The organism is Pseudomonas sp. MHK4 (assembly GCF_054600775.1).
Genome location: NZ_BAAIAK010000010.1, coordinates 165,870 through 178,726, shown reverse-complemented (window position 1 = coordinate 178,726; position 12,857 = coordinate 165,870). Strand labels below are relative to the sequence as shown.

The following is a 12,857-nucleotide window of genomic DNA, read 5'->3' as shown; positions in this document are numbered from 1 at the left end:
CGTCGACTTCTATAGCTGTGTAGTTAGAGCAAAAAAAATCAGACGTAATCGTTCGGAAAAGGATGTTTCTATGAAGCGACTATTTTGCTTGGCCGCGATTGCGGCTGCATTGATGGGGCACAGTTTCACTGCACAGGCGGCGGGCGTGGAGTTCGGGGTCGGCCAGACCGGCGATTCGACCATGACCTATCGCCTGGGCATGCAGTTCGATTGGGACAAGAGCTGGTGGCAAAGCGACGTCGGTCGTTTGACCGGTTACTGGAGCGGCGCCTACACCTATTGGGATGGCGACGACAAATCCAGCAACCACAGCCTTTCGTTCTCGCCAGTGTTTGTTTATGAATTCGCCGGCCAGAGTGTTAAGCCCTATGTTGAACTCGGCGTTGGCGTGGCGGTGTTCGCCACTACCGAAGTCGAACACAACGATCTGGGCAGCGCGTTTCAGTTCGAGGACCGCTTCGGTGCGGGCCTGCGCTTTGCCGGCGGGCATGAAGTGGGCATTCGCGCGACGCACTATTCCAATGCCGGGATCGCCAGTCCCAACCAAGGCGTAGAAAGTTACGCGCTGCATTACACGATGCCGTTGTAATACATACTGCTTGAGCAACATACCCTGTGGGAGCCAGCAGGCTGGCTCCCACAATGAGTTTCAGCGATACGCAGTCGAAATGCCCTGGCGTTCCTCAATGCATTCCGGTGCCCCCATCTCGAATTCGCGGCAGATCAGCGGACGTTTTTCGTAGATGGTGCACATCATCGTGTTGCGATCCAGCGCGGCGCACCAGCCGTCATCCAGGCGCAGCATGACCTCACCACCCCAGTCATCAGTGTCGATGAATCGCTCGGGCACGCCTGTATCGGTGATCAGCATGACTTCGAGCTGGCAGCAGCAGGCTGCACAGGTCGAGCAGGTCACTGCTGGCGTGGCGATTTGCGTGTGGGGGATGGTTTTCATGGCGCGCAGTGTAAGGCAGTCAGGCGGCACAGTGTGAACGCTCAGACGGACGCTCAGTCGCTGACATCCGTTGCAAGTCTGTTGATCACAACTGATCCATGATCGGGGGGTTGCTGCGAACCATGCGATTGCCAATCGCCAACTTCATCCGGTCGGGCATTTTCGACAGCGGCCACAGGGTTGCCATGAACATCCCCGGCAACGGGATATCCACAGGCCGGTTCCTCAGCTCATGGAAAACGTGCTGCGCAGCTTTGCCCGCCGACCAGGTGATTGGCGCGGGGGAGTCGTTTTTCGTGGCCAGTGACGTGTCGACGAATCCGGGGCTGACCACCGTGACTTCGATGCCTTCAGGCGCCAGGTCAAGGCGCAGGGATTCGAACAGGTAACGCATCCCGGCTTTCGAGCCGCCATGGGCTTCGGCGCGGGGCAATGGCAGGTAGGTCACCGAGCTGGCCAAGCCCACCAGGTGTGGCGCCGTGCCAGAGCGCAGCAGTGGCAACGCCGCTTCGATGCAGTAGCTGCTGGCGAGCAGGTTAGTGCGCACGACATGCTCGATGATCGAGGCGTCGAACTGCTTGGCATCCACGTATTCGCAGGTACCGGCGTTGAGGATCACGGTGTCCAGGGAACCCCAGTCATGGGCAATCTGTTCGCCGATTTCACGTACCGTCTGGCTGTTGGTCAAGTCGCCAGCCACCACCAATACCTGACCGGGATAGCGCAGGGACAGGACTCTGAGCGGCGCCAGCGAGCGGGAGCTGACGGCCAGGTGGGCGCCGGTTCTCAGTATTTCTTCGGCGAGCGCGGCGCCAATGCCGTTGCTCGCACCGGTCAACCAGTATCGTCGTGGAGGTGTAAGGCTCATCCCGTTCTCCTTTGCAGCCAGGCAATCGCCCGGCCCCACACCGGTGAATGTTCGTAAAAATGCAGCATTGGGCTATTCATGATGGCTCCCGGCAGTTTGCCGCGGCGGCAGGTTCTTGAACGCGGCCAGGGCGCGGGCGCGAGACGTATTCAGGTCGACGATCGGTGCGGGATAATCTGTAACTCCGAACAGACCGCCAAGTTGCGCCGGGTTGTGCACAGCCTTGTTATCGAGCTCCGACAGTTGTGGTAGCCAGTGCTTGATGAACAGGCCTTCGGCGTCGAATTTTACCGACTGGCTCAGCGGGTTGAAAATCCGAAAATAAGGCGCCGAGTCGGTGCCGGTGGACGAACTCCACTGCCAGCCGCCGTTGTTCGCCGCCAGGTCACCGTCGATCAGGTGACGCATGAAAAAGCGTTCGCCCTCGCGCCAGTCGATCAACAGGTTCTTGGTCAGGAACATCGCCACCACCATGCGCAGGCGATTGTGCATCCATCCGGTTTCCAGCAATTGGCGCATGGCCGCGTCGATGATCGGCAAGCCGGTCCGGCCCTGCTGCCAGGCGGCCAGTTCCTCGGGAGCGTTGCGCCACGCCAGGGCTTCGGTTTCCGGGCGAAAGGCACGGTGCCTGGAAACCCGCGGGTAGCCCACCAGAATGTGTTTATAGAACTCTCGCCATAGCAGTTCATTGATCCAGGTCACGGCGCCCACCTTGCCGCTTTCAATCTCTCCCTGATTGCTCTGCAGTGCGGCATGCAGGCACTGGCGGGGAGAAATCACCCCGGCAGCCAGATAAGCCGAGAGTTGACTGGTGCCAGGTTTAGCCGGGAAGTCGCGCTCGCTCTGGTAGTAGTCGATCTGCACGTCGGTAAAGCTGTCGAGACGGCGCCGGGCTTCATCTTCACCGGCCGGCCACAGGGCGCGCAGACTTTCAGAGGGCACGTCGAAGCCTTCGACCTGCGTCGTGATGGCGTCGCGGGTCATGTTCAGCGGCGCTTGCGCCACAGGTGCAGGTACCAGGCCGGGCAGCGAATGTCGCAGCCTTTCATGGCAGACCTTGCGGAACTGACTGAAGACCTGAAAGTAAGTACCGGTTTTGCTCAGGACACTGCCGGGCTTGAACAGCAATTGATCGAGATGGTTGCTGACCTCGATGCCTTCGGCCTTCAGGGTCCGGGCCACCGCAGCATCGCGACGGGTTTCATGGATGCCGTATTCCTCGTTGAAATGCATCGCGTCGATCTGCAGTTGCCGGCACAGCTCGAGTAGCGCGGCCGGTGCGTCATCCCAACGGGGGGCAGTGCGCATCAGCAGGGGAATGTTCAACTGGCCCAACGCACGACTCAATGCCTGCAGGTTGCGCAGCCAGAAGTCCACTTTGCACGGGGCGTCGTCATGTTCACGCCATTGCTCCGGGCTCAACAGAAACACCGCCACGGTCGGGCCACGCGCTGCCGCGGCCGCAAGGGCGGTGTTGTCATGTACGCGCAGGTCGCTGCGCAGCCAGATCAATTGCATGTGGGTGTCCGCTCGGTCCGTTGAAGTGCCATTAAACGAGCCCGCATTGAACCAGCACCTGGTGCGCCGCCAACGGATTGTCGGCCAGGTACAGATCAGCGATCTCTAACGTTATTGCGGACAACTCGGTGTTGTGAATGCACACCGTAGGTCCGGCGATTATTTTTGGGCAACTGGCGCCGTTTAAAAGTTTCACCAGCTGTGAAAGGTTTATCGCTTTGCTGGAATACAGCAGTACGCCCCGTGGCTGCAGTAGATCGACAGCCAGTGCCAGCTCGCTGGCCGGGAGTGGCCAGTCAAACACTTGCACCGGGCAATCGGCGCTGCTGATCAACCAGGCGGTGAGCCACAGGTGAGGTTCAAGTGGCAGGTCCGAGTGGTTGATCAACAGCAGTGGCGCGCTGTGTAACTGACGATTGTCATGGTAGATGCGCGCGCCAAACTTGCTGCGTAGCCAGGAATAAAAAAATACCCGCTCCATTTGCGTGCCGAACTGGCCTTGCCAGCGTTGTTCCAGCTCCGCCAGCAGGGGCAGGAGCAACTGCTCGCACAGGGTGCGCGGCGGGTACAGCGCCATGGCTTGGTTGACGGTGTCGTCCAGGGTGCGTTCGGTCAGCTGCGTGACGGCGGTGAGCAAGGTATGGCGCAACACCTGCCAATCGTTTTCCACGAACCCGCTGAAGGCCTGCGGGGTGTCGAGCAATTGCTTGACCTGGCTGACGGCCACGCCGCGGTTGATCCAGGTGAGGATCGACAAAATGCGCTGTACATGTTCAGCGGAGAACAGCCGATGCCCCTTGGGTGTGCGTTGCGGCACGATCAGGCCATAGCGGCGTTCCCAGGCTCGCAGCGTCACGGCGTTCACCCCGGTCTGCCGAGCGACTTCGCGGATCGGCAGCCAGCCTTCGTCCAGGGCCTTCTTGAAGTCGGCACCGAGGTCTTCACTGGCGCTGCTGTCGAGTAGAGGTTTCATCAGATGGCGTTTCGCAGGCTGAGATTTTCCGGATGCGGTTGCAGGTACACCTGCTGCTCGATGTACGGATCCGGATGCTGACGAAAGTGATGCTTGAGCAACGTCAGTGGCACCACCAGCGGCACGATGCCTTGGCGGTATTGACCGATGAGATGGTGCATCTCCTGTTTGTCCGCAGCGCTGAGGGTCTTTTTCAGGTAACCGCTCAGGTGCTGCAACACGTTGGTGTGGGTGCGGCGGGTGGCACATTTCTTCAGGGCTTCCATCAGTTGGCTGAAGTAGCGCGCTCCGAGTTCTTGCGGGTCGGTCTGGCCCATGTTGCCAAGCAAATTGCCGAGGACTTTGTATTGCACCGGGTTGTGGGCCATCAGCAGGTATTTATAGCGCGAGTGAAACGCTGTCAGGCCGCGACGGCTCAAGCCTTCCTGCAGCAACTGTTGCCAAGCGCAGTAGGCGAATACGCGGACAAGAAAGTTTTCCCGTAGCACCGGGTCATTGAGCCGGCCGTCTTCTTCCACCGGCAGGTCCGTTTGCCGGGCGCAGAACGACTGGGCGTAGATGCCCCGGCCACCGCCAGTCACCGGTGCACCGTTGGCGTGGTAGACCTTCACCCGTTCCAGGCCGCAGGAAGGGGATTGCTGCATGAAGATGTAACCGCAGATATCGCCAAGCTCCGCCGACATATGGCGGCCATAGTCCGCCAGCGGTTGGGTGACATCGAGGTCGCGGTCCACCGTGCCGATAGCCCGGGGAGCCTGCGCATCGCCCACCAGCCGGATGGGTTGGCGCGGAATGCCCAGGCCGATCGCGACTTCCGGGCAGATCGGGACGAAATCGAAGTAGTCGCTCAGGACCTGGCGGCACAGCTGCGATGCCTTGTGGCCGCCGTTGTAGCGCACGTCAAAACCCATCAGGCAGGCGCTGATGGCGATTTTTGGTTTGGCGGGGGGCAGGAGCATCGAGCACCTCGGAATCTAAATCTGTACAGCGCTGAAAGTCTGTACAACAAGGTTCATCATAGATTCAAAGGTGTACAAGTCAAACTTGTTGTATAAGTTTTTGCGTGACGGGTCTCAGCGACGTTGCCAGCGATCAGGTACTGCGGTGTACAGCACACCACGTCATCGTTCATCGCTGGCAAGCCAGTGTCGCGGCATTGCGGTTACTGCAAGTGTGCATGCAGGCGGCGGGCGGCTTCCTGGCCGCTGAGCCACGCACCTTCGACGCGTCCGGACAGGCACCAGTCGCCACACGCATACAGGCCAAGGTCGGCATCGGCCAGGGTAGCCCATTCATGGCTGCTGGCGGGGCGGGCGTAGAGCCAGCGGTGGGCCAGGCTGAAGCTGGGCGCGGGCATAGCGTCGTGCAGCAGCTCGGCGAACGCGCCATGCAACTGCTCGATTACCGCTTCCTTTGGCAGGTCGATATGCTGGCGGCTCCAGGCACTGGTGGCGTGCAGCACCCAGGTGTCGAGGCTGTTGTCGCGTCCTGGTTTGCTGCGATTGCGAGCCAGCCAGTCAAGCGGACTGTCTTGCACGAAGCAGCCTTCCATGGGCGTTTCCAGAGGCGTCTCGAAGGCCAGGGCTACGGCCCAGGTAGGGTCCATTTTCACGCCGGCGGCAGCGCCCGCAAGCTTCGGCGCGGAGGCCAGCAGCGCGGTGGCCTGGGGGGCCGGGGTGGCGATGACCACATGACTGAACGGACCGTGGGTGAAGCCTTCGGCATCCTGCAGATGCCAGTGTTCCTCGCCGCGATACACCTCGGTGATCCGGCAGGAAAAATGTACTTCCAGGTCGCCCAGCAAGGCCCGGGTGATGGCACTCATGCGCGGGGTGCCGACCCAGCGTGTCTGTTCGTCCGGCGACAGATCGAGCCGGCCGCCATGGTAGGTATACAGCTGCGGCGTCCATTCCGCGACCCAGCCATTGGCCTGCCAGCGTTGGACTTCGGTGACGAAACGACGATCGCGGGCGGTGAAATATTGCGCGCCCATGTCCAGGGCACCCGCATCGCTGCACTTGCTTGACATGCGTCCGCCACTGCCGCGGCTTTTATCGAAAAGTTGCACGACATGCCCCAGGTCAGTCAGGGCTTGCGCGGCTGAGAGTCCGGCAATGCCGGTGCCGATGATTGCGATAGGTACAGTCATAAGGGCCTCGTTTACCTGTCTGTACAGACTACGCCGGGGTTGAAACCTGTACAATATTGTTTTTTGGTATAACTTTCAGCGTTCTCGTTCTGACAGCTTGGCCTATTGTTAAACACAGAGCCTGCCCGATACCAAAAGATCCCTTGCTTATAAAAATAGACTAGTGATCAGGGTAAAACGCCACGCGAGGAAGAAGTCATGCACATATTGCTGACCGGCGGTACTGGTTTGATAGGACGTCAGCTCTGCCGACACTGGTTGAGCCAGGGTCACCGCCTTACCGTCTGGAGTCGGACCCCTGCAAAAGTCGCGAAAATCTGCGGTGCCCAGGTGCGTGGTATCGCACGGCTTGACGAGGTCGGGCAAGACCCGGTGGACGCCATCGTCAATCTGGCCGGCGCGCCGATTGCCGATCGCCCGTGGACCCACAAGCGCAAGGCGCTGTTGTGGAGCAGCCGCATCACCCTGACGGAAACCCTGCTGGCCTGGCTCGAAAGTCGTGAACAGAAGCCGCAGGTGCTGATTTCCGGGTCTGCGGTCGGCTGGTACGGCGATGGCGGTGAGCGTGAGCTGAGCGAGGATTCACCGCCGGTCATCGATGATTTCGCCAGCCAGTTATGTATCGCTTGGGAAGAAACGGCCCAGCGCGCCGAAGGCTTGGGCATACGCGTGATCTTCATTCGCACCGGGCTGGTGTTATCGGCAGAGGGCGGCTTTTTGTCGCGCCTGTTGCTGCCCTTCAAACTGGGGCTGGGCGGGCCTATCGGCAGTGGCCGGCAGTGGATGCCGTGGATTCATATCAACGATCAAATCGCCCTGATTGATTTTCTTCTGCATCGGGAAAGCGCCAGTGGTCCTTATAATGCCTGCGCGCCCAACCCGGTGCGCAATCGGGAATTTGCCAAGACGTTGGGCAGCGTGCTGAACCGCCCGACGTTTATGCCCATGCCGACCCTGGCTTTGAAGGTGTGCCTGGGCGAGTTGTCATTGCTGTTGCTGGGCGGCCAGAAGGCCATACCGGCTCGCTTGCTGGAAGCGGGATTCACTTTCCAGTTCACTGATTTGCGCGCGGCCCTGGACGAGTTGTCCAGCCGCCTTTGAAATAGGACGTTGCATGACCGATCACGCGTTGCTTCTGGTCAACCTGGGCTCACCGGCATCCACTTCGGTGGCGGACGTGCGCCGCTACCTCAATCAGTTTCTGATGGACCCTTACGTCATCGACCTGCCATGGCCGCTGCGGCGCTTGCTGGTGTCGCTGATCCTGATCAAGCGCCCCGAGCAGTCTGCGCATGCCTACGCGTCGATCTGGTGGGACGAGGGTTCGCCACTGGTGGTGCTCAGTCGTCGCCTGCAACAGGCCATGACTGGGCAGTGGCATCACGGCCCGGTGGAGCTGGCGATGCGTTACGGTGAACCGTCGATCGAGTCGGCACTGGTGCGCCTGGCAGCCCAAGGGCATAAACGAATCACCCTGGCACCGCTTTATCCACAGTTCGCCGACAGCACCACCACCACGGTGATCGAGGAAGCCAAGCGCGTACTGCGTGAGAAAAACCTCGACGTGCAATTGTCGGTGCTCCAGCCATTCTACGATCAACCGGAATACCTCGACGCGCTGGTAGCCACGACCCGGCCTTATCTGGAACAGGATTTCGATCACCTGTTGTTGAGCTTCCACGGTTTGCCGGAGCGGCACCTGACGAAGCTCAACCCGGGGCACAGCTTCGAAGGCGGGGGCGACTGCTGCGCCGGTGCACCGCCGCAAGTGGTCGCGACCTGTTATCGCGGTCAATGCCTGCGCACCGCCGCAGCGTTCGCCAAGCGTCTGGGGTTACCAGATGGCAAATGGTCGGTGTCATTCCAGTCGCGCCTGGGGCGAGCCAAATGGATCGAACCCTATACCGAAGCGCGCCTGGATGAGCTCGGCAAAAGCGGGGTCAAGAAAGTGCTGGTGATGTGCCCGGCCTTCGTCGCCGATTGCATCGAGACCCTGGAAGAAATCGGTGATCGCGGGCTGGAGCAGTTCCGCGAAGCGGGGGGAGAGGAATTGGTGCTGGTGCCTTGCCTCAACGATGACCCGCAGTGGGCGAAGGCGTTGAGTGCGTTGTGTGAAAGGGCACCTTTGGTGCTTTGAAAGCTTCGCCGGCAAGCCACGCTCTTGCAGGAGCGTGGCTTGCCCGCGAAGGCGTCCTCAGATCTGGCTTAGATCAGCGGCTCATCCGCCTTCTTGTGCTTCCAGCTGTCATTGCCCGGCAGGATCAGGTTCAGCGCAATCGCCACCACCGCGCACAGCGCGATGCCTTTGAGGCCGAAATCGTCCGGGCCTGTGCCGGTTCCGACCAGCACGCCGCCAATACCGAACACCAGTGTCACCGAAACGATCACCAGGTTGCGCGCTTCACCCAGGTCGATCTTGTGGCGAATCAGCGTGTTCATCCCCACGGCCGCGATCGAGCCGAACAACAGGCAGAGAATCCCGCCCATCACCGGCACCGGAATGCTTTGCAGCAGTGCACCGAATTTGCCGATGAACGCCAGGCTGATGGCGAAGATCGCCGCCCAGGTCATGATTTTCGGGTTGTAGTTCTTGGTCAGCATCACCGCGCCGGTCACTTCCGCGTACGTGGTGTTGGGCGGGCCGCCGAACAGGCCCGCGGCGGTGGTGGCAATGCCATCGCCCAACAGGGTGCGGTGCAGCCCAGGCTTCTTCAGGTAATCGCGACCGGTCACGCTACCCACGGCAATCACGCCGCCGATGTGCTCGATGGCCGGGGCCAGGGCCACCGGAACGATGAACAGGATCGCCTGCCAATTGAACTCCGGCGCAGTGAAGTGCGGGATGGCGAACCATGGAGCAGCGGCAATCTTCGCGGTATCGACCACGCCAAAGTAGAACGCCATGCCAAACCCCACCAGCACGCCGGAAATGATCGGCACCAGGCGGAAAATGCCTTTGCCGAATACCGCGACGATCAGGGTGGTCAGCAATGCGGGCATCGAGATCAGCATCGCCGTCTGGTAGTGAATCAGTTCACTGCCGTCACCGGCCTTGCCCATCGCCATATTGGCGGCGATCGGCGCCATGGCCAGGCCAATGGAGATGATCACCGGGCCAATCACCACCGGCGGCAGCAGGCGGTCGATGAAGCCGGTGCCTTTGATTTTCACGGCCAGGCCGAGGAAGGTATAGACAAAACCGGCCGCCATCACGCCACCCATGGTCGCGGCGAGACCGAACTGGCCCTTGGCGAGGATGATCGGGGTGATGAAGGCGAAACTCGACGCCAGGAATACCGGCACCTGGCGTCCGGTGACGATCTGGAACAGGATCGTCCCCAGGCCAGCGGTGAACAGTGCCACGTTGGGGTCCAGCCCCGTGATCAGCGGCATCAACACCAGGGCGCCGAAGGCCACGAACAGCATCTGGGCACCAGACAGCACCGTGCGCCAGAGCGGATCGTTGAACTCTTGCTGCATGCTCACGCGTCCTTCTGCTTGGTGCCGAAGATCTTGTCGCCAGCATCGCCCAGGCCCGGGATGATGTAACCGTGTTCGTTGAGTTTCTGGTCGATGGAAGCGGTGTAGATGATCACGTCCGGGTGAGCTTTCTCGACCACGGCGATACCTTCGGGTGCAGCGACCAGCACCATGGCGCGGATGTCTTTGCAGCCGGCTTTTTTCAGCAGGTCGATGGTGGCAACCATCGAGCCGCCGGTGGCGAGCATCGGGTCGATGATCATGGCCAGCCGTTCGTCGATTTCCGGCACCAGTTTCTCGAGGTAGGTGTGGGCTTCGAGGGTTTCCTCGTTGCGGGCCACGCCCACGGCGCTGACCTTGGCGCCCGGGATCAGGCTGAGCACGCCTTCGAGCATGCCGATACCGGCGCGCAGGATCGGTACTACGGTAATTTTCTTGCCGGCGATTTTCTCCACCGACACGGTGCCGCACCAACCTTCGATATCGTAGGTTTCCAGCGGCAGGTCTTTGGTGGCTTCATAGGTCAGCAGGGCACCGACTTCCTGAGCGAGCTCGCGGAAATTCTTGGTGCTGATGTCTGCGCGGCGCATTAGGCCAAGTTTGTGGCGGATCAGCGGGTGGCGGATCTCGAGGATGGGCATGGGAAAGGCTCCGGCGGCGGGCAAAAAAACCGGCCTAGATTAATCTATCCGAGGGTGATGTCCTATAGACATAGAGTACGTTAGTCCACAAACGCTTGATTCGGCCTCGGTTGATGCGTACCTTTGCCCGCTTTTCCGAATCCGACCCTCCCCCCAACCCCCCCTGGAGAGCGCCATGTCCGCTGATCTCGAGCATATCCGTCAAATCATGCGAGAGGCTGACTGCCTGTACACCGAAGCTGAAGTCGAGGCAGCCATCGCCCGCGTCGGTGCACACATCAACGATCAACTGGCGGACAGCAACCCGGTGGTGTTCTGCGTGATGAACGGTGGCCTGATTTTCGCCGGCAAACTGCTCACCCATCTGCAATTTCCGCTGGAAGCGTCCTACCTGCACGCCACTCGTTATCGCAACGAAACCAGCGGCGGCGAGCTGTTCTGGAAAGCCAAGCCGGAAATTTCGTTCATCGACCGTGATGTGCTGATCATCGACGACATCCTCGATGAAGGTCATACCCTTGGCGCCATCATCGACTTCTGCAAGCACGCTGGCGCGCGCAAAGTGCACACCGCCGTGCTGATCGACAAGGACCACGACCGCAAGGCTCGCCCGGACCTGAAGGCCGATTTTGTCGGATTGCCATGCATCGACCGTTACATATTTGGCTACGGCATGGACTACAAAGGCTACTGGCGTAACGCCAACGGGATTTTTGCCGTTAAAGGAATGTAAGCAATGGCCACACCGAGCTTTCTTGATCAAACGCTGTTTACTGAGTTGGCCAAGAAAGCCGTGGCCAATCCCCGTGGACGCCAGCATCACAACTTCCACCAGATGGAAGATGCCTGCCACCGGATGGCGGTGGGTCTGCAGCCGAGCACTTATATTGCGCCTCACCGCCACCTGGGTGAAAACAAGGCCGAGACCTTGCTGGTCCTGAAGGGCCGGCTTGGGCAGTTGATTTTCGACGAGGCCGGGGCGGTGGTGAACAAGCAGATCCTGCAGGCTGGCGGCGACTGCGTCGGCGTGGATTTGCCGACCGGTGTGTTCCATGGCCTGGTGGTGCTCGAAGCTGACAGCCTGATGTTCGAGTGCAAGGCGGGTCCTTATCGTCCGGTCGGCGAAGGCGAGCTGGCGCACTGGGCGCCGCGTGAAGGCGAGCCTGGTGTTGCCGAGTATCAGGCCTGGATGCGCGCGCAGTTCGATTGATTCTCCAATTGTAGGAGCGAGCTTGCTCGCGATGGGCGTGAACGATGACGCCTGCTGTCTGGAGAAACGCGCCGCCTTTAAGATTTTCGCGAGCAAGCTCGCTCCTACACCCGATTCCGGAGCCTGTCATGAGCCGTTTGATCCGCTGTTGTGCCGCCCTGTTGCTGATCCTCTGCCTGCCGCTGGCCGCCGCGCCGGCCCCCATGCACGCACAGTTCCTGCCGCCGGATGACCTGACCCTGCGTGATGCCGAACCCGAGCAGCAACAACTGTTGCAAGTCACCGAATATTCGGTGGTGGTTGGCAGCCAGCGCCAGTCCAGCCAACAGCCGATCCCTGTCACCTCGCCGCTGATGATTCGCCTCAAGGGCAAATCCTTGAACAAGGGCGCGAACATCACTCAGGTGCTGGTCAATTTCGATGGCGAAAGCAAAAGCCTGAAAAAACCGCTCTACGACGACAAGAGCAAGACCCTGACGCTTTATTACCCGTTGGCTCAATACCGGGTGGTGATCGACTTGCTGCGCAACGACACGGTGTATTGCCAGTTTCTCAGCTACGCCAACGGCCACATCTGGGCTGATCTGCACACCGGGGCTGTTCGTCCGCGTTGAGCCCGGTGCCCGCGCAGGGGTAAACTGCCCGCCCCGTGAAATGTCTGCGAGCTGGAGTCGGCAATGCGTAAAGATAAGAAACAAGTGATTGGTGACGAGATCGGCGATGAGCAGATCAAGTTGTTCCTCGATTTCGAGCCGGTCGACGCGACTTCCCCGTCCCTGCACAAGCTGATCAAAGCCTATCGTGGCCTGCGGATCGACGACTTCGAGCGTTTCCTGACGTTCTTCGTCGAGGCAGGTTACGACGTGAACGGCAAGGACGAGCACGGCAATGACTTCGTTGCCCTGATCCAGGATCAGCGCAACGCGCCGGAATACATCGAGTTGATCGAAAAGGCTCGTGGCTAAGCGCCTTTAAAGCCCTGCGCCCCTTGTAGGAGTCGGCTTGCCGGCGAAGGCGGTATCACTGGCATACCGCGGCGTCTCCCTTCGCTGGCAAGCCAGCT

General features: G+C 60.4%; 15 protein-coding genes. 7 read left to right on the top strand and 8 right to left on the bottom strand.

Going from position 1 to position 12,857, the window contains the following annotated elements; all coding sequences use genetic code 11:
- Positions 1-70: 70 nt before the first annotated feature.
- The gene (locus ACYP2Q_RS23420) at positions 71-589 is read left to right on the top strand and encodes an acyloxyacyl hydrolase (protein ID WP_459732665.1); all 519 of its coding nucleotides are present in this window, start codon (positions 71-73) and stop codon (positions 587-589) included.
- A 60-nt stretch (positions 590-649) separates the two neighbouring features.
- On the opposite strand, the gene ACYP2Q_RS23415 is transcribed toward ACYP2Q_RS23420, so the two are convergent.
- The 6 genes from ACYP2Q_RS23415 to ACYP2Q_RS23390 all read right to left on the bottom strand — a co-directional run bounded on the left by ACYP2Q_RS23415 (position 650) and on the right by ACYP2Q_RS23390 (position 6,463).
- Complete coding sequence (locus ACYP2Q_RS23415; protein WP_034149582.1) at positions 650-955, bottom strand: YkgJ family cysteine cluster protein; 306 nt, start codon at positions 953-955, stop codon at positions 650-652.
- An 85-nt stretch (positions 956-1,040) separates the two neighbouring features.
- A complete protein-coding gene (locus ACYP2Q_RS23410; protein WP_459732664.1) occupies positions 1,041-1,823 on the bottom strand; it encodes an SDR family NAD(P)-dependent oxidoreductase in 783 nt (260 codons plus the stop codon).
- Positions 1,824-1,895: 72 nt separating this feature from the next.
- A complete protein-coding gene (gene phrB / locus ACYP2Q_RS23405; RefSeq protein WP_459732663.1) occupies positions 1,896-3,341 on the bottom strand; it encodes a deoxyribodipyrimidine photo-lyase in 1,446 nt (481 codons plus the stop codon).
- Between the two features lie 31 nt (positions 3,342-3,372).
- Positions 3,373-4,314, bottom strand: a complete 942-nt coding sequence (locus ACYP2Q_RS23400; RefSeq protein ID WP_459732662.1) for a MerR family transcriptional regulator — start codon at positions 4,312-4,314, stop codon at positions 3,373-3,375.
- A complete protein-coding gene (locus tag ACYP2Q_RS23395) occupies positions 4,314-5,273 on the bottom strand; it encodes a YbgA family protein (protein ID WP_459732661.1) in 960 nt (319 codons plus the stop codon). The genes ACYP2Q_RS23400 and ACYP2Q_RS23395 overlap by 1 nt, the downstream gene beginning before the upstream one ends.
- 203 nt (positions 5,274-5,476) lie before the next feature.
- Positions 5,477-6,463 (bottom strand): NAD(P)/FAD-dependent oxidoreductase, encoded by a 987-nt coding sequence (locus ACYP2Q_RS23390; protein ID WP_459732660.1) that lies wholly within the window; start codon positions 6,461-6,463, stop codon positions 5,477-5,479.
- 198 nt (positions 6,464-6,661) lie between these two features.
- Between ACYP2Q_RS23390 and ACYP2Q_RS23385 the strand changes: the two genes are divergently transcribed.
- Together ACYP2Q_RS23385 and hemH are read left to right on the top strand one after the other, a co-directional pair.
- Complete coding sequence (locus ACYP2Q_RS23385; RefSeq protein ID WP_459732659.1) at positions 6,662-7,564, top strand: TIGR01777 family oxidoreductase; 903 nt, start codon at positions 6,662-6,664, stop codon at positions 7,562-7,564.
- 13 nt (positions 7,565-7,577) lie between these two features.
- Positions 7,578-8,600, top strand: a complete 1,023-nt coding sequence (gene hemH / locus ACYP2Q_RS23380; RefSeq protein ID WP_459732658.1) for a ferrochelatase — start codon at positions 7,578-7,580, stop codon at positions 8,598-8,600.
- A 68-nt stretch (positions 8,601-8,668) separates the two neighbouring features.
- Here the strand turns inward: hemH and ACYP2Q_RS23375 are convergent, their stop codons facing one another.
- Positions 8,669-9,943 carry a uracil-xanthine permease family protein gene (locus ACYP2Q_RS23375; RefSeq protein ID WP_431757277.1) on the bottom strand — a complete coding sequence of 425 codons (1,275 nt, stop codon included), beginning with the start codon at positions 9,941-9,943 and terminating at the stop codon, positions 8,669-8,671.
- Between the two features lie 2 nt (positions 9,944-9,945).
- Positions 9,946-10,584 (bottom strand): uracil phosphoribosyltransferase, encoded by a 639-nt coding sequence (gene upp, locus ACYP2Q_RS23370; RefSeq protein ID WP_008060213.1) that lies wholly within the window; start codon positions 10,582-10,584, stop codon positions 9,946-9,948.
- A gap of 175 nt (positions 10,585-10,759) precedes the next feature.
- On the opposite strand from upp, the gene ACYP2Q_RS23365 reads away from it, so the two are divergent.
- The 4 genes from ACYP2Q_RS23365 (at position 10,760) to ACYP2Q_RS23350 (ending at position 12,759) form a co-directional block, all read left to right on the top strand.
- On the top strand, positions 10,760-11,317 hold the full coding sequence (locus tag ACYP2Q_RS23365; protein ID WP_274074176.1) for a hypoxanthine-guanine phosphoribosyltransferase: 558 nt from the start codon (positions 10,760-10,762) through the stop codon (positions 11,315-11,317).
- Between the two features lie 3 nt (positions 11,318-11,320).
- Entirely contained in the window at positions 11,321-11,794 is a 474-nt protein-coding gene (locus ACYP2Q_RS23360) for a WbuC family cupin fold metalloprotein (protein ID WP_459732657.1), read from the top strand.
- A gap of 128 nt (positions 11,795-11,922) precedes the next feature.
- Positions 11,923-12,408, top strand: coding sequence for a hypothetical protein (locus ACYP2Q_RS23355; RefSeq protein ID WP_459732656.1), 486 nt, complete (start codon positions 11,923-11,925; stop codon positions 12,406-12,408).
- A gap of 63 nt (positions 12,409-12,471) precedes the next feature.
- Positions 12,472-12,759: a PA4642 family protein gene (locus tag ACYP2Q_RS23350; RefSeq protein ID WP_008060216.1), complete on the top strand. Its 288-nt coding sequence runs from the start codon at positions 12,472-12,474 to the stop codon at positions 12,757-12,759.
- Positions 12,760-12,857: the final 98 nt, after the last annotated feature.

Excerpts from the sequence above, each read along its gene's own strand:
- ACYP2Q_RS23420 (WP_459732665.1), top strand. The coding sequence starts at position 71 with ATGAAGCGACTATTTTGCTTGGCCGCGATTGCGGCTGCATTGATGGGG.
- ACYP2Q_RS23415 (WP_034149582.1), bottom strand. The coding sequence starts at position 955 with ATGAAAACCATCCCCCACACGCAAATCGCCACGCCAGCAGTGACCTGC.
- ACYP2Q_RS23410 (WP_459732664.1), bottom strand. The coding sequence starts at position 1,823 with ATGAGCCTTACACCTCCACGACGATACTGGTTGACCGGTGCGAGCAAC.
- phrB (WP_459732663.1), bottom strand. The coding sequence starts at position 3,341 with ATGCAATTGATCTGGCTGCGCAGCGACCTGCGCGTACATGACAACACC.
- ACYP2Q_RS23400 (WP_459732662.1), bottom strand. The coding sequence starts at position 4,314 with ATGAAACCTCTACTCGACAGCAGCGCCAGTGAAGACCTCGGTGCCGAC.
- ACYP2Q_RS23395 (WP_459732661.1), bottom strand. The coding sequence starts at position 5,273 with ATGCTCCTGCCCCCCGCCAAACCAAAAATCGCCATCAGCGCCTGCCTG.
- ACYP2Q_RS23390 (WP_459732660.1), bottom strand. The coding sequence starts at position 6,463 with ATGACTGTACCTATCGCAATCATCGGCACCGGCATTGCCGGACTCTCA.
- ACYP2Q_RS23385 (WP_459732659.1), top strand. The coding sequence starts at position 6,662 with ATGCACATATTGCTGACCGGCGGTACTGGTTTGATAGGACGTCAGCTC.
- hemH (WP_459732658.1), top strand. The coding sequence starts at position 7,578 with ATGACCGATCACGCGTTGCTTCTGGTCAACCTGGGCTCACCGGCATCC.
- ACYP2Q_RS23375 (WP_431757277.1), bottom strand. The coding sequence starts at position 9,943 with ATGCAGCAAGAGTTCAACGATCCGCTCTGGCGCACGGTGCTGTCTGGT.
- upp (WP_008060213.1), bottom strand. The coding sequence starts at position 10,584 with ATGCCCATCCTCGAGATCCGCCACCCGCTGATCCGCCACAAACTTGGC.
- ACYP2Q_RS23365 (WP_274074176.1), top strand. The coding sequence starts at position 10,760 with ATGTCCGCTGATCTCGAGCATATCCGTCAAATCATGCGAGAGGCTGAC.
- ACYP2Q_RS23360 (WP_459732657.1), top strand. The coding sequence starts at position 11,321 with ATGGCCACACCGAGCTTTCTTGATCAAACGCTGTTTACTGAGTTGGCC.
- ACYP2Q_RS23355 (WP_459732656.1), top strand. The coding sequence starts at position 11,923 with ATGAGCCGTTTGATCCGCTGTTGTGCCGCCCTGTTGCTGATCCTCTGC.
- ACYP2Q_RS23350 (WP_008060216.1), top strand. The coding sequence starts at position 12,472 with ATGCGTAAAGATAAGAAACAAGTGATTGGTGACGAGATCGGCGATGAG.